The 19,728-nt window shown below is 53.7% G+C and carries 20 protein-coding genes; 11 read left to right on the forward strand and 9 right to left on the reverse strand.

Translation table 11 applies throughout. The annotated features are described in order from the left end of the window. Nucleotides 1-71: 71 nt before the first annotated feature. Nucleotides 72-365: a DUF1161 domain-containing protein gene (locus A4308_RS14795; RefSeq protein ID WP_023330302.1), complete on the reverse strand. Its 294-nt coding sequence runs from the start codon at nucleotides 363-365 to the stop codon at nucleotides 72-74. A 106-nt stretch (nucleotides 366-471) separates the two neighbouring features. On the opposite strand from A4308_RS14795, the gene A4308_RS14800 reads away from it, so the two are divergent. Continuing rightward, entirely contained in the window at nucleotides 472-1,182 is a 711-nt protein-coding gene (locus A4308_RS14800) for a YnfC family lipoprotein (protein ID WP_045282053.1), read from the forward strand. Nucleotides 1,183-1,282: 100 nt separating this feature from the next. On the opposite strand, the gene speG is transcribed toward A4308_RS14800, so the two are convergent. Both speG and A4308_RS14810 read right to left on the reverse strand, forming a co-directional pair. Next, nucleotides 1,283-1,843, reverse strand: a complete 561-nt coding sequence (speG, locus tag A4308_RS14805; RefSeq protein WP_014883673.1) for a spermidine N1-acetyltransferase — start codon at nucleotides 1,841-1,843, stop codon at nucleotides 1,283-1,285. After that, on the reverse strand, nucleotides 1,843-2,181 hold the full coding sequence (locus tag A4308_RS14810) for a DUF1283 family protein (RefSeq protein ID WP_008502414.1): 339 nt from the start codon (nucleotides 2,179-2,181) through the stop codon (nucleotides 1,843-1,845). Before A4308_RS14810 ends, speG begins: the two co-directional genes overlap by 1 nt. 152 nt (nucleotides 2,182-2,333) lie before the next feature. Between A4308_RS14810 and A4308_RS14815 the strand changes: the two genes are divergently transcribed. The 5 genes from A4308_RS14815 to A4308_RS14835 all read left to right on the forward strand — a co-directional run bounded on the left by A4308_RS14815 (nucleotide 2,334) and on the right by A4308_RS14835 (nucleotide 8,143). After that, on the forward strand, nucleotides 2,334-2,660 hold the full coding sequence (locus tag A4308_RS14815) for a YnfA family protein (RefSeq protein ID WP_014883674.1): 327 nt from the start codon (nucleotides 2,334-2,336) through the stop codon (nucleotides 2,658-2,660). A gap of 110 nt (nucleotides 2,661-2,770) precedes the next feature. Further along, nucleotides 2,771-3,985 (forward strand): starvation-sensing protein RspA, encoded by a 1,215-nt coding sequence (gene rspA / locus A4308_RS14820; protein ID WP_014883675.1) that lies wholly within the window; start codon nucleotides 2,771-2,773, stop codon nucleotides 3,983-3,985. Between the two features lie 14 nt (nucleotides 3,986-3,999). After that, nucleotides 4,000-5,022: a Zn-dependent oxidoreductase gene (locus tag A4308_RS14825; RefSeq protein ID WP_045282054.1), complete on the forward strand. Its 1,023-nt coding sequence runs from the start codon at nucleotides 4,000-4,002 to the stop codon at nucleotides 5,020-5,022. 70 nt (nucleotides 5,023-5,092) lie between these two features. Continuing rightward, nucleotides 5,093-6,460 (forward strand): MFS transporter, encoded by a 1,368-nt coding sequence (locus A4308_RS14830; RefSeq protein ID WP_045282055.1) that lies wholly within the window; start codon nucleotides 5,093-5,095, stop codon nucleotides 6,458-6,460. A 219-nt stretch (nucleotides 6,461-6,679) separates the two neighbouring features. Further along, on the forward strand, nucleotides 6,680-8,143 hold the full coding sequence (locus tag A4308_RS14835; protein ID WP_049011144.1) for a mannitol dehydrogenase family protein: 1,464 nt from the start codon (nucleotides 6,680-6,682) through the stop codon (nucleotides 8,141-8,143). A gap of 43 nt (nucleotides 8,144-8,186) precedes the next feature. On the opposite strand, the gene ydfZ is transcribed toward A4308_RS14835, so the two are convergent. After that, nucleotides 8,187-8,390 (reverse strand): putative selenium delivery protein YdfZ, encoded by a 204-nt coding sequence (ydfZ, locus tag A4308_RS14840; RefSeq protein ID WP_014883679.1) that lies wholly within the window; start codon nucleotides 8,388-8,390, stop codon nucleotides 8,187-8,189. Nucleotides 8,391-8,678: 288 nt separating this feature from the next. On the opposite strand from ydfZ, the gene A4308_RS14845 reads away from it, so the two are divergent. Continuing rightward, a complete protein-coding gene (locus tag A4308_RS14845) occupies nucleotides 8,679-9,110 on the forward strand; it encodes a universal stress protein (protein ID WP_014883680.1) in 432 nt (143 codons plus the stop codon). 34 nt (nucleotides 9,111-9,144) lie between these two features. On the opposite strand, the gene A4308_RS14850 is transcribed toward A4308_RS14845, so the two are convergent. Further along, on the reverse strand, nucleotides 9,145-9,831 hold the full coding sequence (locus tag A4308_RS14850; RefSeq protein WP_014883681.1) for a GntR family transcriptional regulator: 687 nt from the start codon (nucleotides 9,829-9,831) through the stop codon (nucleotides 9,145-9,147). Nucleotides 9,832-9,922: 91 nt separating this feature from the next. Next, nucleotides 9,923-10,669: a bifunctional NADP-dependent 3-hydroxy acid dehydrogenase/3-hydroxypropionate dehydrogenase YdfG gene (gene ydfG / locus A4308_RS14855; protein WP_023330307.1), complete on the reverse strand. Its 747-nt coding sequence runs from the start codon at nucleotides 10,667-10,669 to the stop codon at nucleotides 9,923-9,925. 142 nt (nucleotides 10,670-10,811) lie between these two features. Between ydfG and dcp the strand changes: the two genes are divergently transcribed. Continuing rightward, on the forward strand, nucleotides 10,812-12,845 hold the full coding sequence (gene dcp, locus A4308_RS14860; protein ID WP_045282057.1) for a peptidyl-dipeptidase Dcp: 2,034 nt from the start codon (nucleotides 10,812-10,814) through the stop codon (nucleotides 12,843-12,845). A gap of 297 nt (nucleotides 12,846-13,142) precedes the next feature. After that, nucleotides 13,143-15,713: a bifunctional diguanylate cyclase/phosphodiesterase gene (locus tag A4308_RS14865; RefSeq protein ID WP_023330309.1), complete on the forward strand. Its 2,571-nt coding sequence runs from the start codon at nucleotides 13,143-13,145 to the stop codon at nucleotides 15,711-15,713. A gap of 76 nt (nucleotides 15,714-15,789) precedes the next feature. Here A4308_RS14865 and uspF read toward each other — a convergent pair whose 3' ends face one another. Together uspF and A4308_RS14875 are read right to left on the reverse strand one after the other, a co-directional pair. Beyond that, the gene (gene uspF / locus A4308_RS14870; RefSeq protein WP_045269523.1) at nucleotides 15,790-16,224 is read right to left on the reverse strand and encodes a universal stress protein UspF; all 435 of its coding nucleotides are present in this window, start codon (nucleotides 16,222-16,224) and stop codon (nucleotides 15,790-15,792) included. Between the two features lie 145 nt (nucleotides 16,225-16,369). Continuing rightward, a complete protein-coding gene (locus tag A4308_RS14875) occupies nucleotides 16,370-16,660 on the reverse strand; it encodes a DUF1330 domain-containing protein (RefSeq protein ID WP_014883686.1) in 291 nt (96 codons plus the stop codon). A gap of 71 nt (nucleotides 16,661-16,731) precedes the next feature. On the opposite strand from A4308_RS14875, the gene A4308_RS14880 reads away from it, so the two are divergent. Beyond that, nucleotides 16,732-17,184 carry a MarR family winged helix-turn-helix transcriptional regulator gene (locus tag A4308_RS14880; RefSeq protein ID WP_023330311.1) on the forward strand — a complete coding sequence of 151 codons (453 nt, stop codon included), beginning with the start codon at nucleotides 16,732-16,734 and terminating at the stop codon, nucleotides 17,182-17,184. Between the two features lie 106 nt (nucleotides 17,185-17,290). Continuing rightward, a complete protein-coding gene (locus A4308_RS14885; protein WP_023330312.1) occupies nucleotides 17,291-18,499 on the forward strand; it encodes an MFS transporter in 1,209 nt (402 codons plus the stop codon). A 19-nt stretch (nucleotides 18,500-18,518) separates the two neighbouring features. On the opposite strand, the gene A4308_RS14890 is transcribed toward A4308_RS14885, so the two are convergent. Then, nucleotides 18,519-19,508: a 2-hydroxyacid dehydrogenase gene (locus A4308_RS14890; protein ID WP_023338286.1), complete on the reverse strand. Its 990-nt coding sequence runs from the start codon at nucleotides 19,506-19,508 to the stop codon at nucleotides 18,519-18,521. Nucleotides 19,509-19,728 lie beyond the last annotated feature (220 nt).

Consider the following 19,728-nt stretch of genomic DNA (forward strand, 5'->3'; position numbering starts at 1 on the left):
TGGGGTGAGTGTTACTGATTTAGGGGTAGTAAATATTAATCCTTATCAAATCAAAGGGGATTGAGGGGAAATTACTGCGGTTCAGTTGGCGCATTATCCTGACTGGCGGACGCCGCTCCGCTCCCGGTGCGGGTGTACAGAATTTTAAAGGTGTCGTTGGCACAATGGCCTACCACCTGTGCGTCCGGCTGATCGGCCTGATCGTTCGGCACAATGTTCAGCGTGAACCCTGACTCGGGCACGCCGTTGTTGATGATCTTCTGCTGAATATCGCTTTTCACGCGTTCGCAGGAATCGGGTGCCGCCAGGGCGGCCGTTGAAGCACTCATTAACAGCAGGGCGGTAATCCAGGGTAACCGTTTCATCTGTCGCTCCTTTTCTCTGTGTGTAGACATTAATTTTAGCAGGCTTCGTGTAAACAACTGTATTTGCTAATATGATTGGGAATAATCTCTCTGTACGGTAATCAATGTGAAGAAATATGCAGCGATAACGCTCCTGGCAGCCACTCTCGTGGGGTGTGACAACAACTCCGCACCACTGTCGTTTACGCCGGAGATGGCGAGTTTCTCGAACGAATTTGATTTTGACCCCCTGCGCGGCCCGGTTAAAGACTTTACCCAGACGCTGTTCAACGAGAAGGGCGAAGTGTCTAAACGGGTGACGGGCACCGTGTCGACAGAAGGGTGTTTCGATACGCTGGAACTGCACGACCTGGAGGCCAACACCGGCGTGGCGCTGGTGCTGGATGCGAATTACTACGTTGATGCCGAAACCCAGCAGCGCAAAGTGAAGCTGCAGGGGAAATGCCAGCTGGCCGAACTGCCGTCAGCCGGGGTGACGTGGGATACCGACGATAACGGTTTCGTGGTGGCGGCGCACGGCAAAGAGATGGAAGTGAAGTACCGCTACGATGCCGATGGTTACCCGTTGGGCAAAACTACCGTCTCCGGGGATCAGCATCTGTCTGTCCAGTCGACACCGTCTAAAGATGTACGCAAAAGGATGGATTACTCGGCAGTGAGTTTGTTAAACGACAAGCCGCTGGGTAACGTGAAGCAGAGCTGCGACTACGATCGACACAACAATCCGGTGAGCTGCGATCTGATCATCACCGATGACAGCGTCAAGCCCGCCGTTGAGCGCAAGTACACCATCAAAAACACGATTGAATACTACTGAGCAATGTATTGATATTATTGCACAATGTAGGCCGGGTAAGCGCAGCGCCACCCGGCAAGAAAGACGGCGCAATTGTTGATGACAGGGGGTATCATCAAACTCACTGCGCGGTTGGTTTCAGCAGGCTGGCGCCTGAGGGTTTATGCCCGGCCAGGTGCTGATGCTGGAAGATGCACATGCGGATGGTATTGCGGTATTCACCGTTGATAAAGAACTCGTGAATCAGCTCGCCTTCCACCATAAAGCCCAGCTTGCGGTAGATATGGATCGCTTTCTCGTTCTCTTTGTCCACAATCAGGTACAGCTTGTAGAGATTCAGAACGTTGAATCCGTAATCCATCGCCAGCTTCGCCGCGCGTGAGGCCAGGCCTTTCCCCTGGTGCTCAGGCGAAATGATGATCTGGAACTCTGCCCGACGGTGAACGTGGTTGATTTCAACCAGCTCCACCAGCCCGGCTTTTTCGCCGCCACACTCCACCACAAAACGACGTTCGCTCTGATCGTGAATGTGTTTGTCGTACAGATCCGACAGCTCGACAAAGGCCTCGTAAGGCTCTTCGAACCAGTAGCGCATCACGCTGGCGTTGTTGTCGAGCTGATGGACAAAGCGCAGGTCTTCACGCTCCAGCGGACGGAGCTTAACGTCACACGAAGCCGACATTATGGGGCTACCGTACGGCCAGTGCGGCGGTCCAGGCAGCGCAGGGTGTTAGGCTCCCAGTAGGCATTGACGTTTGCACTTTGCTGACACTTATCGCGTGCGTCAAAAGCGACATCTTCTTTATCCCACTCTTTTTCAGCACGTTTGTTGACCTTCTGACGAAGGCTACGGGTGTCATTCCATTGTTCTTTGTCCATGGCGGCGTTCTGGCGGCTTTGCGCGCTGTCACCAGACTCAATAATGAGTTTGCTGGTTTCGGCTGTCGCAGAGGCGGCAAAAGCGAACGATGACAGCGCCAGCAGGGCTGTCAGACAAAGGCGTTTGCTTAATGTTGTCATAGCGTTTCCTTTTAAATGGGTGCAGATAATCAAGTAACCCCTTACAGATTCTACACCAAAGAGAAAAGACGGCATACCCGCAGCGCAGGTATGGAAAAGTTAACGCCATCATCGGGTATGATGTTTAAATAAATCCTCACCTGAAGTGAAATATGCTCAAAACCACGCTGCTTTTTTTTGCCACCGCGCTCTGCGAAATCATCGGTTGCTTCCTGCCCTGGCTCTGGCTGAAGAAGGGAGGTAGCGCATTATTGCTAATCCCGGCGGGCGTCGCGCTGGCCCTGTTTGTCTGGCTCTTAACGCTGCATCCGGCGGCAAGTGGGCGCGTCTACGCGGCCTACGGCGGTGTATATGTCTGTAGCGCGCTACTGTGGTTACGCGTGGTGGACGGCGTCAGGCTTAGCGCATATGACTGGGCCGGCGCGCTAATTGCCCTGTGCGGGATGCTGATTATCGTGGCGGGATGGGGGCGGGCCTGAGCCCCCGGTTTTGTGATCGCCAGCTGATTTTATGATCATTATACTTGTATGGTAGTATTGCAATTGAGTAAATTTCCGACATCACAACGAACGATGTAAGGAAAGGAATTATGAAGATTGTCGCGGCTGACGTGTTTGTTACCTGCCCGGGGCGGAACTTTGTCACCCTTAAAATCACCACCGATGACGGGATTGTCGGCCTCGGTGACGCTACGCTGAACGGACGCGAGCTCTCCGTCGCTTCGTACCTGAAGGATCACCTCTGCCCGCAGTTAATTGGCCGCGACGCGCACCGTATCGAAGATATCTGGCAATTCTTCTATAAAGGCGCCTACTGGCGTCGCGGACCGGTCACCATGTCGGCCATCTCAGCCGTGGATATGGCGCTGTGGGACATCAAAGCCAAAGCGGCCAATATGCCGCTCTACCAGCTGCTGGGCGGCGCCTCCCGTGAAGGCGTCATGGTCTACTGCCACACGACCGGTCACACCATTGACGACGTGCTGGAAGATTACGCGCGTCATAAAGAGATGGGCTTTAAGGCGATTCGCGTGCAGTGCGGTGTGCCGGGTATGAAAACCACCTACGGCATGTCGAAAGGAAAAGGGCTGGCCTACGAGCCTGCCACCAAAGGCGACTGGCCGGAAGAGCAGCTCTGGTCGACCGAGAAATACCTCGATTTCACACCCAAACTGTTCGACGCGGTGCGCAGTAAATTTGGCTTCAATGAACACCTCCTGCACGATATGCACCACCGTCTGACGCCCATTGAGGCGGCGCGCTTCGGTAAGAGCATCGAAGACTTCCGCATGTTCTGGATGGAAGATCCCACGCCTGCCGAAAACCAGGCCTGCTTCCGTCTTATTCGCCAGCACACCGTCACGCCCATTGCGGTGGGCGAGGTGTTTAACAGCATCTGGGACTGCAAGCAGCTTATCGAAGAGCAGCTTATCGACTATATCCGCACCACAATCACGCATGCGGGCGGCATCACCGGCATGCGTCGCATCGCTGACTTTGCGTCGCTCTACCAGGTGCGTACCGGTTCGCACGGCCCGTCGGATCTGTCGCCGGTGTGTCATGCCGCCGCGCTGCATTTTGACCTGTGGGTACCGAACTTTGGCGTGCAGGAATATATGGGCTATTCCGAACAAATGCTCGACGTCTTCCCGCACAGCTGGCGCTTTGATAACGGCTATATGCACCCGGGTGACAAGCCAGGGCTGGGCATTGAGTTTGACGAGAAGCTGGCGGCGAAATATCCGTACGATCCGGCGTACCTGCCGGTGGCACGTCTTGAAGACGGTACGCTGTGGAACTGGTAAACGAGGAGCGAACGATGAAAAGCATAGTCATTCAACAGCCGAACCAGCTGGTCATTGAAGCGCGTCCACGCCCGCAGCCAGGCGCAGGCGAAGTGCGCGTCAAAATCACACTCGCCGGGATCTGCGGTTCGGACAGCCACATCTACCGCGGCCATAACCCGTTTGCGAAGTATCCGCGCGTGATTGGCCACGAGTTTTTTGGCGTGATCGATGCCGTTGGCGAGGGCGTGGATCCTTCCCGGTCAGGAGAACGCGTGTCGGTTGACCCCGTGATCAGCTGCGGACACTGCTACCCGTGCTCCGTCGGAAAACCAAACGTCTGCACCTCGCTGGTGGTGCTGGGCGTTCACCGCGACGGCGGTTTCAGCGAATATGCAACGGTACCCGCAAAAAATGCCTGGCGCATCCCGGATGCGATCCCGGATAAACACGCCGTCATGGTTGAGCCATTTACCATTGCCGCCAACGTGACGGGGCAGGCCAACCCTGGTGAACAGGACGTGGCGCTGATCTACGGCGCAGGCCCGATGGGGCTGGTCACCGTGCAGGCGCTGAAGGGCGTCTATAAGGTGAAACAGGTGATTGTGGTTGACCGCATAGACGAACGCCTGGCAATGGCCCAGCGCAGCGGCGCGGACTGGGTCTTTAATAACGGCGAGCAGTCGTTGCAGGCCGCGCTGGACGAGAAAGGCATCAAACCGACGTTAATCATTGATGCCGCCTGTCATCCGTCCATTTTACAGGAAGCGATAACCCTGGCCTCGCCGGCGGCGCGCATCGTGCTGATGGGCTTCTCCAGCGAACCGAGCCAGATTGTTCAGCAGGGCATCACCGGCAAAGAGCTGGCGATTTTCTCCTCGCGCCTGAACGCCAATAAATTCCCGATCGTCATCGACTGGTTGACAAAAGGACTGATCGACCCGGAAAAACTGATCACCCATACCTTTGACTATCACCATATAACAGACGCCATTGAACTGTTTGAGAAAGACCAGAGGCAGTGCTGCAAGGTCCTGCTCACGTTCAACCCAGAATAATTCACGCGGTGAAGAGCCCGCGAAGACGGGCTCTATGTGGTACGCATCTTACCTTCCAGAGATAGCCATTATGACGCAAGCACAACCTCAAAGAACCACCTCCGATCTGGTGAAAGCCGCCGTTTCAGGCTGGCTGGGCACCGCGCTGGAGTTCATGGATTTCCAGCTCTACTCGCTGGGGGCCGCCCTGGTATTTCATGAAATCTTCTTCCCGGAACAGTCCGCTGCGATGGCACTGATCCTGGCGATGGGAACCTACGGCGCAGGCTATATCGCGCGTATCGTCGGCGCCTTTATTTTTGGTCGCATGGGCGACAGCATTGGCCGTAAAAAGGTACTGTTTATCACCATCACCATGATGGGGATCTGCACCACGCTGATTGGCGTGCTGCCCACCTATGCACAGATCGGGATTTTCGCGCCCGTACTGCTGGTGACGCTGCGCATCATTCAGGGACTCGGGGCAGGGGCAGAGATCTCCGGGGCCGGGACCATGCTGGCGGAGTACGCACCGCAAGGTAAACGCGGCATCATCTCCTCGCTGGTGGCGATGGGGACTAACTGCGGGACGCTGAGCGCGACCGCTATCTGGGCCGTTATGTTCTTTGCCCTCGACCGCGAACAGCTGCTCGCCTGGGGCTGGCGCGTGCCGTTCCTCGCCAGCGTCGTGGTGATGATCTTTGCCATCTGGCTGCGTATGAACCTCAAGGAGAGCCCGGTCTTTGAGAAAGTGAACGATGCGCAAACCGCGCAGCCGGACACATCGTTAGGGGCCATGGTGAAAAGTAAATCTTTCTGGCTGGCGACCGGTCTGCGTTTCGGTCAGGCGGGCAATTCGGGTCTGATTCAGACGTTTCTGGCCGGTTATCTGGTCCAGACGTTGCTGTTCGATAAAGCCATTCCCACCGACGCGCTGATGATAAGCTCCATTCTTGGGTTTATCTCTATCCCGCTGCTGGGCTGGCTGTCCGATAAAGTGGGACGCCGTCTGCCGTACATTATCCTTAATATTTCCGCCATTATTCTGGCGTACCCGATGCTGTCGATCATCGTCGATAAAAGCTATGCGCCGGGAACCATTATGCTCTCCATCATCGTTATCCATAATTTCGCGGTACTGGGGCTGTTTGCGCTGGAAAATATCACCATGGCGGAGATGTTTGGCTCGCGAAATCGCTTTACCCGGATGGCTATCTCCAAAGAGGCGGGCGGTCTGGTGGCAGTGGGGTTTGGTCCGGTGCTGGCGGGGATCTTCTGTAACATGACCGGTTCCTGGTGGCCGATTGTGGCCATGCTGGTGGCTTACTCTGTGATTGGTCTGGTCTCGGCCTGCCTGATGCCCGAAGTGCGGGATCGTGATTTGAGCGCAGCGGAAGATGCTGCGGAGGCCACGCCAAAAGAGCCTGTGGCCTACGGCACGGTATCGTCACGGCGGTAATGGTACACAGCCTGCGTGACTTGTCACACAACTTTGTCTTTGTGTCACACCACCTGAACAAAAGTTAATATAAATCAAAATCTCAAATGGCAGTATCAGTATGGTGGATGGCAGAGATTTTTTACCCCAACTGCCATTCTAGTTGGTGTAGTCAGCAGACGCTGCCGCTTTATAACAAGCGGCAGCGATCCACAGCTTTCTAATTAACGAGTCTTAATCATGGAAAACACGTTATTACAGGCCAAAGCGACGCTGCCTCAGTACAATCGCGACAGCCTTAAAGCACGCATTGTTCATTTAGGATTTGGCGCCTTTCACCGCGCGCATCAGGCGGTGTATGCCGACCTCCTCGCGTCTGATTATGGCAGCGACTGGGGCTACTGTGAGGTCAACCTGATTGGCGGCGAGCAGCAAATTGCCGACCTGAAGGCGCAGGATAACCTCTATACCGTAGCGGAGATGTCCGCCGAAGCGTGGACATCCCGCGTGGTGGGCGTGGTCAAAAAGGCCCTGCATGCGCAGGTTGACGGGCTGGAGACCGTACTGGCAGCGATGTGCGAACCGCAGGTGGCGATTGTTTCACTGACCATTACCGAGAAGGGCTACTGTCACTCTCCCGCAACCGGGCAACTGATGCTCGATCATCCATTCATCGCCGCCGACCTGCAAAACCCGCATCAGCCGACGTCCGCACCGGGTGTGGTGGTGGAAGCGCTGGCGCGTCGCAAAGCGGCGGGGTTACCGGCCTTTAGCGTGATGTCCTGCGACAACATGCCGGAAAACGGTCATGTGATGCGCAACGTAACCTGCTCCTATGCCCGGGCGGTAGACGGCGAGCTGGCGGACTGGATCGAGGCTAACGTCACGTTCCCGTCAACCATGGTGGATCGCATCGTACCTGCGGTCACGCCTGATACGCTGGATAAAATCGAACAGCTCACTGGCGTGCGTGATCCGGCGGGCGTGGCCTGTGAACCCTTCCGTCAGTGGGTGATCGAAGATAACTTTGTGGCGGGGCGTCCTGCGTGGGAAAAAGCCGGGGCCGAGCTGGTATCAGACGTCATTCCGTTTGAAGAGATGAAGCTGCGCATGCTTAACGGCAGCCACTCCTTCCTGGCTTACCTGGGGTATCTGGCCGGTTATCAGCATATCAACGACTGCATGGAAGATAAGAATTACCGCGTTGCGGCTCACGCGCTGATGCTCCACGAGCAGGCGCCGACCCTGAAGGTGAAAGGCGTCGATTTAGGACATTACGCCGATCTGCTGATTGCCCGCTACAGCAATCCGGCTCTGCGTCATCGCACCTGGCAAATCGCGATGGACGGCAGCCAGAAGCTCCCGCAACGCATGTTAGATTCCGTGCGCTGGCATCTGGTGCATCAGAAACCTTTCCCCCTGCTGGCGCTGGGCGTGGCGGGCTGGATGCGCTATGTCGGCGGAGTGGATGAGCAGGGTAATGCCATCGAGGTGAGCGATCCGCAGCTGGCGGTGATTCAGGCGGCAGTGAAGGGAAGTGCTGAAGGGGAAAGCCGCGTGCGTGCGCTGCTCGGCATTGAGTCTATCTTTGGCAAAGAATTACCGCGTGAGACGGTCTTTGTTGATGCGGTGATGACCGCGTACCGGTCTTTGGTGCAAAAGGGCGCGAAAGCTACCGTGGCGCAGTACGCGTCTCAACGGTAATTCAGTACATGCCGCCGTGCGCGGCGGCATGTCAGCGCACAACTTAGTGCATACCCAGACGAATCAGCTCAATCGGCTCGAACTTACCTTCGCATCCTTCCACTTCCACCGTTTTGCTGCGGCGCACCTGCGCGGCATCCAGCCCGTCGCTGTGGATCGCTTTAATCACGCCAGTTTTGCCTGTGCCGCTAATCATCACGCGGCTGCCAGTGGTAATTGCATTGCGGTTACGGTCGTATGTCATCATGGTATTTTCTCCTCTCTAACTTATCCGTTACGGCGGTATTTCAGGTTTCACCGTTCACGGGGCATATAAATACGCCTGTCTGCAAGTGATGTTTTTGTTTTTGATCAAAGTCACACTTTTTTCTTAATGACATGGGGTGCTGACGGTTCGCGACAGCAATTTACAAAGCAGACCGTTATTTTCATTTATTGATAGTTTCAACATGCAAGCGTTTAGGGTTGGTTTATATTCCTGCTGCCATTCTGGGTGCAGGAAATAACCCTTTCATCGGAATAAGGAGTCAGGCTTATGTATAAGAACATTTTGATGCCTGTAGATGTGTTTGAAATGGATTTGAGCGACAAAGCGGTTCGCCACGCGGCAAGCCTTGCAAAGGCAGAGGGGGCGTCAATTACCCTGGTCAACATTCTGCCTGCCAGCAGTCGGTCTCTGCTGCGCGGATTCAATGCCGATATCAAAAAGTTTGAAGAGTATATGACCGCGGAATCCGCGAAGAAAATGAACGAATTAAAAAGACTGTTTGATATTGCCCCAGAGAATATTCACAGCATGGTTCGTTTTGGCAACGTTCGCGATGAAATTATCAAGCTGAGCAAAGAGGGGAAATATGATGCGATTGTCATCGGGTCGAAAAACCCGAGCATCACCACCCATCTGCTGGGATCGAATGCGGAATCCATTCTGCGCTACGCCACGATTCCGGTGTTAGTCGTTCGCTAAACCCAACGCCGCGCCCAACAGGGTGCGGCGAATATTACTCCTCGCTAAACCACTCGCTGTTTTCCTGACGAATAAGCTGCACGGATTCGCTGATTTCCTGCAAATGCAGCGTCATCGCTTTTTCCACGCCGTCCGGGTCGCGTTTTTCCAGCGCGCTGAAAATATCGTGATGCTGTCTGAGCAGCATTTCCGGCGGGGAGACGTGATCGAGGCTCATATAACGCACGCGGTCGATGGTGGCCTTGATGTTCTCAATGGTATCCCAGGCCAACTGACAATCCGCTATTTGTGCCAGTTTCTGGTGGAATTCATCATCGAGCTGGAAGAAATCGTTGAGCTGCTTCCGGTCGATCGCTATACGCTGCTGATGCAGGTTCTGCTCCAGCAGGTAACACTGGTTATCATTGATAAGCGTTGCCGCCCGGCGGGCGACCGCGCATTCAATGGCCTGGCGAACGAAACAGCCGTTACGCACCTGAGAAAGTGAAATTTTGTTTACGTAGCTGCCGCGCTGCGGGCGGATCTGAATAAGGCCGTTTTCAGCAAGCTTAATGAACGCTTCACGCACCGGCTGACGGGAGACGTCAAAACGCACCGAGACCTCTTTTTCAGAAAGCGGCGTTCCCGGCGGAATCAGGCAATGGACAATATCACGTCGCAAAATGCGATAGATTTGCTGGTTTACGGGCTGGGTGGGATTGAGTTGCGATTCAGCGGCCATGAGTTGTCATTTCTCAGAGAGTTAGCCTGAACATACTACCATTCTTTTCGAACCCGAAACAGACCCGGCCCGCAGGCCGGGTGGGGCTTATTTAGCCACGATGGACGCTAAGTCCGGCAAAACTCTGGGTGACTGGCATCATTTCCACGGTATTGATGTTGACGTGCTTAGGCAGCGTCGCCACCCACCAGACCGCTTCAGTGACATCTTCCGGCGTCAGCGCGTTAGCATTTTCGTAGGTTTTATCCGCTTTCGCGTCGTCACCCTTGAAGCGCACGTTGGAGAATTCGGTGCCGCCCACCAGACCCGGCTCGATATCGGTAACGCGAATGGCGGTGCCGTGCAGATCGGTGCGCAGGTTCAGGCTGAACTGACGGACAAACGCTTTGGTCGCACCATAGACATTGCCGCCCGCGTAAGGCCAGCTCCCGGCGGTAGAACCAATATTGATAATGTGACCGCGATTACGCTCAACCATGCCCGGCAACACCGCGCGAGTCATATAGACCAGCCCTTTGTTGTTGGTGTCGATCATGTTTTCCCAGTCTTCAACGCTGGCTTTGTGCGCGGGCTCCATGCCCAGCGCCAGTCCGGCGTTGTTGACCAGCAGATCAATGGCGCGCCACTCGGCAGGCAGGTTAGCAATCATCTCTTCAATGGCTGCGCGGTTGCGCACGTCCAGCTGTGCGGTCAGGATGCTGTCACCTAATTCGTCTTTCAGCTCCTGCAGGCGCTCCTGACGACGGCCCGTTGCAATCACCTTGTGCCCGTTGGCGACGAAGCGACGCGTGATGCATTCACCAAAACCCGCCGTTGCCCCGGTAACTAAAATAATCATCTCACTGTTCCTCAACGCTTTTTGTGTTGTACTAACATAGCACGGCCGCAGAGGGTGCGTTAAGGCAACATTTGTATGACAGCATTGCAGGTGATGGCGGCCTGGCCTACTCTGGGAAGATATCCGTTCTGAGGAGTGAAAGATGACGGCCACGAATCCTTTTTTTGAAATCAGTCTGTTGCCTTACCAGGCGCCCCATTTTGATCAGATTAACGACAGTCACTATCGTCCGGCGTTTGATGAAGCGCTGCGTCAGAAGCGGGCGGACATTGATGCGATTGCCTCGCAAACCGCCGCGCCAGACTTCAATAATACCGTGCTGGCGCTGGAGAAAAGCGGCGTTATGCTCTCGCGCGTCAGCAGCATCTTTTTCGCCATGACCTCTGCGCATACCAATCCGTACCTGCAAGAGTTAGAGGAGCAGTTTTCCACTGAACTTGCCGCGCTGGCGAATGACATCTGGCTGAATGACACACTTTTCGCCCGCGTTGAGAGCGTCTGGCAAGATCGCGGCGCGCTGGATGCCGAGTCCCGTCGGCTGGTCGAGGAGACGTACCAGCGGTTTATTCTGGCCGGTGCGCGTCTGAATGAGACAGAAAAAGCCGAGCTGAAGGCGCTGAACACCGAGGCAGCCTCCCTGACCAGCCAGTTTAACCAGCGTCTGCTTTCCGCAGATAAAGCGGGTGGGCTGGTGGTGGATTATGCGCATCAGCTTGAGGGGCTCAGTGCAGAAGAGATCGCCGCCGCCGCGCAGGCGGCCGCGGAAAAAGGGCTTAACGACCGCTGGCTGATCTCGCTGCTGAATACGACTCAACAACCTGCGCTCTCTGCGCTGCGCAATCGGCAGACGCGTGAAAACCTGTTCAACGCAGGCTGGACGCGTACCCAGAAAGGGGATGAAAACGATACCCGCACGCTGATCCTGCGTCTGACGGCGCTCCGTGCGCGTCAGGCTCGCCTGCTGGGCTTTGAGGATTACGCCAGCTGGAGTATTGCCGACCAGATGGCGAAAACCCCCGACGCCGCGCTGGCTTTTATGCGCGGCATTGTGCCTGCCGCCCGTGCCCGTGCGGAGCGCGAACAGGCCGATATTCAGAAAGTGATTGATGACGAGCAGGGCGGTTTCACCGTGCAGGCCTGGGACTGGGCCTTTTATGCCGAGCGCGTGCGCCAGGCGAAATATGCGCTTGATGAGTCGCAGATCCGGCCCTACTTTGCGCTCAATACCGTGTTGCATGACGGCGTCTTCTGGGCGGCCAGCCAGCTGTTCGGTATCCGCTTCGTGGAACGCTTCGATATTCCGGTTTATCATCCGGACGTTCGCGTATGGGAAATTTTCGACCATACCGGTGAAGGGATGGCGCTGTTTTACGGCGACTTCTTTGCCCGCGATTCCAAGCAGGGCGGAGCCTGGATGGGCAATTTCGTCGAACAATCTTTTGAGTTTTCTGCCCGCCCGGTTATCTACAATGTCTGTAACTACCCAAAACCGGGTAACGGGGGCACCGCGTTACTCTCCTGGGACGACGTAATTACCCTGTTCCACGAGTTTGGGCATACCCTGCACGGTCTGTTTGCCCGCCAGCGCTTCGCCACGCTGTCCGGTACCAATACGCCGCGTGATTTCGTTGAATTCCCGTCGCAGATCAATGAACACTGGGCCAGCCATCCTCAGGTATTTACCCGCTACGCCCGTCACTATGAAACCGGTGAACCGATGCCGGACGCGCTGCGGGAAAGCATGCTCAACGCGACCCATTTCAACAAGGGTTATGACATGACGGAGCTGCTGGGTGCGGCATTGCTGGACATGAACTGGCACGCCATCAGTGAAGCCGTATCTGACGTCGAAGCCTTTGAAACGGCTGCGTTGAAAAAAGAGGGGCTGGACCTGCCCGCGGTACCCCCGCGTTATCGCAGCAGCTATTTTGCCCATATCTTCGGCGGTGGCTATGCGGCGGGGTATTACGCCTACCTGTGGACGCAAATGCTGGCAGACGATGGCTATCAGTGGTTTGTCGAGCAGGGCGGGTTGACGCGTGAAAACGGACAGAAATTCCGCGAGGCGATTTTGTCGCGCGGGAATAGCACTGATTTAGGTGAACTTTACCGGAGCTGGCGCGGGCACGATCCGAGGATTGAACCGATGCTGGAGAATCGTGGGTTAAGTGAATAGTGTCCATTTGGGCTGAAAAAAAGAACCGGGCGTGAAGCCCGGTTTTTTATACCCTTTAATCAGCGATATTTTAGCATGCTTTTGAAAGATAACGGGTGAAATTGAACGCGCCGATAAAAGGATTTTTTATTAATAGGGACAAAGCGCTACATTCGAGAACTGTTAATAATTTGATCTGGGTTGTAAGAAATAAAATCTTCTTTCAAATGTCTTTTTTAATTCTAAATTTTTGCCCTTTTATGCCGATAAATGAGGATAACAAAAAAATCGACGTTATAGCAGTTAAGAAGGCGAAAGATGACCCTACCTCTGACCACTCCTGGCTTTACGGATGCTGAGCATTCTAAGAGGCTGATAAATAAAACCTTTACCTATGTTGTAACGTTGCTGATCGCTATTTTTGCGGCGGCAATAATTTCTTTGTTGATAATAAAAAATAATGTTAATGAAATCAGCGATTCGCATGATGATTTCTTACTAAGAAAAGCGTTAGATACCCGACAGGAGAGCATCCGTAGCCATTTGAAAGACTATGCCGAGTGGGGGGATGCCTACAAACATCTTCATCAGAATGTTGACATGCACTGGGCATGGGATAAGCAGAATCTTGGCAAGTCTCTGTATGATAACTTTGGCTATGAGGGGGTGTTTGTTCTCTCTCCGGAAGGCGCCACGCGCTACAGCGTGATTTCAGGGAAACGGATACCTGAAGATCTGGAGCGTTGGTTGGGTCAATCCACAAAAGACCGTTTACTCAGTGAACTGAGCAAAAAAAAGGGGGTGCCGGTGTCCATGCTAACGCTTATCGACGGCATACCGGCCATTGTTTCTGCTGAATGGATAACAACGGGTGATGATTCGAGTGTGCAACCGTTACCGGGCAGGCCTTCAGTCATGGTGTTTGTCGACAAATTAACGGCTAAAAAACTCCTTGCGATTGGGCATGATGCCGCCATCAAAAATGTTCGCATTTCACCCAATGAAGTGAATAATCAGACGTCATTGACCATAAGCACGCCAAATGGTGATGTGCATATTTTATGGGACAGTGAAAATCCTGGCCAGGCGCTGATCGTTTATTTCCTGCCATTACTCATTCTTTCCGTACTGCTGACAATATCGATGACGGTGATCCTTATGCGTCATATTATGCACAAGGCGAGAATTCATGACGAAAATGCCTTTCTCCTTGAGCAGGCACGATTGAATCTTATCACCAGTGAAAAACGATTCAGGGATGTCAGTGAAACAACCAGCGATTGGTTCTGGGAAACTGACTTATCGTTAAAGATTACATGGCTATCAGGTCGTTTCTCCACGGTAACGGGATATGAACATAGTCAATGGATCGGCCGCAGGCTGGATGAGCTCTTTCCGTCGACAAGTCACTTACTTCATGATCGTGTCCGCCACCGGGAATTAACTGGACGCTTCGAATTTAAGAATTGCCCTTATATTAACTATCAGCAATCCACGTCCTACTGCACGCTTCTGGCTAAATTTTCTTCTCAGCCTGATGGTTCGGTGGTTTTACGGGGCGCGGCAACAGATGTCTCTCTGGAAGTGGAAGCAACTAAACGTGTGGAATTTCTGTCACGGCATGATGAATTAACGGGGCTTCCAAACCGGTATCATATTAAGGAGTTTCTGGCGGGTCGGTTAGCGAATGAAGGCGTCAATAATTATCCCTTTGCAATGATTTGCCTGGATCTGGACAAGTTCAAACCCGTCAATGACATTTTTGGGCATTCCACCGGCGACGCTCTGCTTGGCGAGGTCGCCTTACGTCTTAAAAGCTGTATTCGGAGCGGTGATTTTGTTGCACGGCAGGGCGGGGATGAATTTATGCTGCTCCTCGGTAACACCAGCCAGACAGACCAGATTGAAGAGGTGTGCCAGCGCATCGTGTCAGAACTCAACCGTCCTTTCACCATTGATGGCAATGATGTGACAATAGGGGTAAGCATGGGGATTGCACTGGCGCCACAAGACGGCAACAGCGCAAACGATCTTCTGCGCTATGCTGACATTGCGCTTTACCAGGCAAAACAATCCGGGAGAAACCGATGGGTCTATTATCGCCAGGATATGTCGGAAAAGCTGACCGAACGCAGAAAACTCGAACTGGAGCTGAAGACCGCCATTCGCGAAGACCAACTCTATCTGGTTTATCAACCGCGTTATAACCTCCGATATTCGAAAACAGATGCCGTCGAAGCGCTGGTCCGGTGGCAACACCCGGATCGAGGAACCATGATGCCCGATCAGTTTATCCCGTTGGCTGAAGAAACAGGGCTGATTATTAGCCTCAGCAACTGGGTCATTCGTAAAGCGTGTACGGAGGCCAAAGATCAATTGCCGGGGTTATCGGTATCAGTCAACATTTCGGCTATTGAATTCCAGGCGAGCGATCTGGCTGAAAGAGTAAAAGAAATTCTTCACGAAACGGGACTTGAACCCACCAGGCTGGAAATAGAAGTGACTGAAAATGTCACGCTTTCCGATCCAGAAAAAACGTTGCACACCATGAAAGCCCTCAAAAAAATGGGCGTACGGATTCTGATCGATGATTTCGGTACCGGCTATGCCTCTCTGAGCTATCTTCGAAAGTTTCAGTTTGATGGGCTAAAGCTCGATAAAAGCTTTATTTTTACCTTAGCGGATTCGCCACAGAACCAATCGGTAGTCGAGAAGATAATCGATTTGGGTAAAGCCTATTCCATGGAAGTGACCGCTGAAGGAGTGGAGACCAGCGAACAGCTGGCTTTTCTTAAAAAAAATAAGTGTGATGAAGTTCAGGGGTATTTACTTGGAAAACCCGCTGCCATTGCCGATCTCAATTTAAACGCCAACCTGGTGAATACATAAACGCGTTTTTGCATCTTCCGCGCCCCCTGGGACAGGGAAGCGTCAGCGAAAAAAACCGGGCTTTTCGCCCGGTTTTTTATCTTACGACCAGCACAGGGCATTTTGCGTGGCGCACCACTGCCGCCGCATTTGAACCTAACAGATACGTTGATATGTCAGGCTTATGGGAGGCGATGATGATCAGGTCGGCGCCGATCGTGTCCGCGAGTTTAAGGATCTGATCTTTTGGCGATCCCGTAACGGCGTGCGTCTGCACCTTTTCTGGCGGAATTTTAAATTGCTTAACGATTTCATCCAGTTTTTCTAAAGCCGCATGCTGGAACTCTTTTATCTTCGGCATCTCCACGGAGTAGGCCAGTCCTAAAGAAGAATAATAAGGTAGCGAAGGAATGACCGTAAGAAAATGGACTTTAGCTGTGTTAAGTGCGGTATGAGCCTGAACGAAAGGAATCACCATATGCGTCAGGCTATCTTCGGAAATATCAATGGGAACCAAAATTGAATTGTACATGTGTCCCTCCTGAGTGTTTTTTACACAATTCAGGTTAGACCGTTAATTCCAGGAAAACAGAGAGCAGGTTGTCATAACGGAGACAAATTTCGGTTCTGTGATAGCTATACAGGCGAACGTTCCCGGCATGGGGTCAATGACGCGTTCAGCCTGTCGTGACGATGAACATCCTGGCCTGCTGGGCTAGCTGGCGTTCAGCCTTAATCGGCGCATACTTTTCTGAATGATAGAAAGCAAGCGCCTGATCTAAAGTCGGGAATTCAAAAATGCCAGCATAGGGTAACGGAGCTTCATCGCCTTCGAGTACTTCTGCAACCGAACCAAAATGCACAATTTTCCCTCCCGCTTCCTCTAACGCTAATGTGAAGCGGGGGGCAAGGCTGGCCTGTCGCGCAGGGTCAATAATACGTAAGTTGATGTGGACGAATGCGGGCATCACTGTTCCTCAAATCTGATTAATAGTGTATATACAGTATTTGAGATTGTATTGATTGTCGAGATGAAAAGATGAACAACATCGATGTGGCGCTGCTGAAGACCATTCCGGAAGTTTGTCCTGTGTTTCAGGCGCGAGCCACTGCCCGGGCTATTACACGCTATTACAACGCCTGCTTAAGACCGTTTGGTCTGACCGCAGAGCAGTTCAGTCTTTTGGTTGGGATCGGAGGTGCACCCAATGAAACCGTTGCAGAACTGGCCGCAAGGGCGGGGGTAGATGCCACCACGCTGAGTCGAAATATAGGTAGTATGGTGTCCCGCGGCATTATCGACGCGGTGGGAGGCCGGGGGCGTGCCGGTAAACGACTCACCCTCACAGCAGAGGGCTGGAGCCTGCTCGAACAGGTCATTCCGGTATGGAAGGCAGCGATGGAAGAACTGTCCCATCAGATGGGGAGCGAACAACTTAGCCTGACGACGAATATGATGAGAAGCCTGGGCAAAGCCACTGCTTCTTTATGACGCGATCCGCGACAATCCGTACCTGCGACGCGACGTACCAAACCGCGCAATGCCGGGTATACTACGTTTTAATTTTTTCAGGCGACCCTTTGTAAAGGCAGGCAGTATGTCTCTTCGTTCGCTGCGGGCGTTATGCCTGACCAGTTTTTTCATTGCGGATGTCCGCGATGGCCTCGGCCCTTTTCTCGGTATTTTTCTCACCGAACGTCACTGGACGCCTGATGATATTGGTATTCTGATGACGGCGGGTGGGCTGGCGGGTTTACTGGCCACGCTCCCGGCGGGATTCATCACCGACACCTCCCGAAACAAACGCGCTGTACTCGCGCTGCTTTGCCTGTTGATCACCCTGAGCACGCTTCTGCTCTGGTTTAGCCAGCAGAGCGGCGTTGTCGCCGTTTCACAAATTATCACCGGCATCTGTGCGGCGTTTGTGGGGCCATTGATCACCGGAATTACCTTAGGGCTGACCGGCCAGAGTGGGTTCAGCGCCCAGATGGGCAAAAATGAGGCGTTTAATCATGCGGGCAATTTTATGACCGCACTGATGGCTGGCGGCATTGCCTGGTACTGGGGCGTCGGCGGAATTTTCCTGCTGATGACCTGTACGACGTTGCTAACGTTGTGTGCGCTGCTTGCCATTCGCAATAAGGATATCGACAACAATGCCGCGCGCGGGTTGTCCTCTTCAGCGAACCTGCCTGTTCCGGGCTTTGCGGTGCTGATTAAAAATCGGGCGCTGTTTGTTACAGGACTGACGCTGCTCCTGTTCCATCTGGCGAACGCTGCGCTATTACCGATGCTCAGCATGAGGGTTGCGGCGGCACCCGCCTCAATCAACCCCGGCTTGTATGCAGCGGGCACTGTCATTATTTCTCAGGCCGTGATGATCCCCGTCGCCATTTGGGTCGCACGGAGAATAGAACACTACGGCTACTGGCGATTAATTATGCTGGCGCTGCTGGTGATGCCGGTGCGTGCGGCGCTTGCGGCGTCCACGGACGCGCCGTTGATGATGATCCCGGTGCAAATTCTCGACGGGCTGGCCGCTGGCATCCTCGGCGTCGTGGTACCGTCGTTTATTGTTGTGCTGTTGCGAGGGAGCGGGCACGTCAATGCCGGGCAGAGCGTGGTGATGTTGATGCAGGGCGTTGGGGCATCGATGAGCCCGGCGCTAACCGGCACGATAGCAGGGCATTACTCCTTTGCGACGGCATTCAGCGTGCTGAGCGCGATTGCGCTGGTGGCCGTCCTGCTCTGGTGGCGCGTTGCTCACCGAACCTGGGAAACAGACAGTACGCCGGGTGGGGCATAGCCGCCACCCGGCGTCATACTTATGCCAGCTCGTTAGGGCAGGTTTCGCCTTTTTCCAGCTGCTGCAGGTTACCCAGCGTGGTTTCTGAAATGCTGATCAGCGCTTCAGCCGTCAGAAACGCCTGGTGACCGGTAAACAGGACGTTATGACAGGCAGACAGGCGGCGGAACACGTCGTCCTGAATCACATCGTTGGACTTGTCTTCAAAGAACAGATCGCGTTCGTTCTCATACACGTCCATCCCGAGCGCGCCAATTTTCTGGGTTTTCAGCGCTTCGATAGCGGCCTGAGAGTCAACCAGGCCACCACGGCTGGTGTTGATGATCATCACGCCGTCCTTCATCTGGTCAAACGCCGCCTGGTTCAGCAGGTGATAGTTTTCCGGCGTCAGCGGGCAGTGCAGGGAGATCACATCAGACTGGGAGAACAGGGTCGGCAGGTCAACATATTCCACGCCCAGCTCCAGCGCCGCGGCGCTTGGATACGGATCAAACGCAAGCAGACGCATGCCAAAGCCTTTGAGGATCCGCAGGGCAGCGACGCCAATTTTCCCGGTCCCGATCACCCCTGCGGTTTTACCGTACATGGTAAAGCCGGTCAGCCCCTCCAGCGAGAAGTTGGCATCACGGGTGCGCTGATAAGCGCGGTGAATACGACGGTTGAGCGACATCATCATGCCAATCGCATGTTCCGCGACGGCTTCCGGGGAGTAGGCCGGAACGCGCACCACCTTCAGCCCCAGCTCTTTCGCCGCATCGAGATCCACGTTGTTAAAGCCTGCACAGCGCAGGGCGATATACTTCACTCCCTGTTTTTTCAACTCTTCCAGCACCGGACGACTGCCGTCATCGTTAACAAAAATGCAGACGCCTTCACAGCCGTGCGCCGTTTTGGCGGTTTTTTCGGAAAGCAGAAAGTCGAAAAATTCAAGCTCAAACCCGTAAGCTTCGTTAACATGTTGCAGATACTTTTTGTCGTACTGCTTTGTGCTATATACCGCGAGTTTCATAAGACTTTCTCCAGTGATTTTGCATTCACGTTAGCATGATTAAAATTATCTTACAATTTCTAAAATATTATTGAATTCAATAAGTTCTATGAATTATTCTAGAGCATCTTGTTACCCTAACTCCATGATATTCTTAATGCCAGAAACATCAGGAATCGGGTGGATTTTCAGGCAGAGATGGAGAGTAATGTATGCCGTTACAACTGGAGTTGTCTTTATC

This window comes from Enterobacter sp. ODB01 (assembly GCF_001623605.1).
In the GTDB taxonomy this organism is placed as follows: Bacteria; Pseudomonadota; Gammaproteobacteria; order Enterobacterales; family Enterobacteriaceae; genus Enterobacter; species Enterobacter kobei.

Coding starts and splice junctions, on each gene's coding strand:
- A4308_RS14830 (WP_045282055.1), top strand. CDS start 5,093: ATGACGCAAGCACAACCTCAAAGAACCACCTCCGATCTGGTGAAAGCC.
- A4308_RS14885 (WP_023330312.1), top strand. CDS start 17,291: ATGTCTCTTCGTTCGCTGCGGGCGTTATGCCTGACCAGTTTTTTCATT.
- uspF (WP_045269523.1), bottom strand. CDS start 16,224: ATGTACAATTCAATTTTGGTTCCCATTGATATTTCCGAAGATAGCCTG.
- A4308_RS14845 (WP_014883680.1), top strand. CDS start 8,679: ATGTATAAGAACATTTTGATGCCTGTAGATGTGTTTGAAATGGATTTG.
- ydfZ (WP_014883679.1), bottom strand. CDS start 8,390: ATGATGACATACGACCGTAACCGCAATGCAATTACCACTGGCAGCCGC.
- speG (WP_014883673.1), bottom strand. CDS start 1,843: ATGTCGGCTTCGTGTGACGTTAAGCTCCGTCCGCTGGAGCGTGAAGAC.
- ydfG (WP_023330307.1), bottom strand. CDS start 10,669: ATGATTATTTTAGTTACCGGGGCAACGGCGGGTTTTGGTGAATGCATC.
- A4308_RS14875 (WP_014883686.1), bottom strand. CDS start 16,660: ATGCCCGCATTCGTCCACATCAACTTACGTATTATTGACCCTGCGCGA.
- A4308_RS14815 (WP_014883674.1), top strand. CDS start 2,334: ATGCTCAAAACCACGCTGCTTTTTTTTGCCACCGCGCTCTGCGAAATC.
- A4308_RS14880 (WP_023330311.1), top strand. CDS start 16,732: ATGAACAACATCGATGTGGCGCTGCTGAAGACCATTCCGGAAGTTTGT.
- A4308_RS14810 (WP_008502414.1), bottom strand. CDS start 2,181: ATGACAACATTAAGCAAACGCCTTTGTCTGACAGCCCTGCTGGCGCTG.
- A4308_RS14865 (WP_023330309.1), top strand. CDS start 13,143: ATGACCCTACCTCTGACCACTCCTGGCTTTACGGATGCTGAGCATTCT.
- A4308_RS14825 (WP_045282054.1), top strand. CDS start 4,000: ATGAAAAGCATAGTCATTCAACAGCCGAACCAGCTGGTCATTGAAGCG.
- rspA (WP_014883675.1), top strand. CDS start 2,771: ATGAAGATTGTCGCGGCTGACGTGTTTGTTACCTGCCCGGGGCGGAAC.
- A4308_RS14835 (WP_049011144.1), top strand. CDS start 6,680: ATGGAAAACACGTTATTACAGGCCAAAGCGACGCTGCCTCAGTACAAT.
- dcp (WP_045282057.1), top strand. CDS start 10,812: ATGACGGCCACGAATCCTTTTTTTGAAATCAGTCTGTTGCCTTACCAG.
- A4308_RS14795 (WP_023330302.1), bottom strand. CDS start 365: ATGAAACGGTTACCCTGGATTACCGCCCTGCTGTTAATGAGTGCTTCA.
- A4308_RS14890 (WP_023338286.1), bottom strand. CDS start 19,508: ATGAAACTCGCGGTATATAGCACAAAGCAGTACGACAAAAAGTATCTG.
- A4308_RS14850 (WP_014883681.1), bottom strand. CDS start 9,831: ATGGCCGCTGAATCGCAACTCAATCCCACCCAGCCCGTAAACCAGCAA.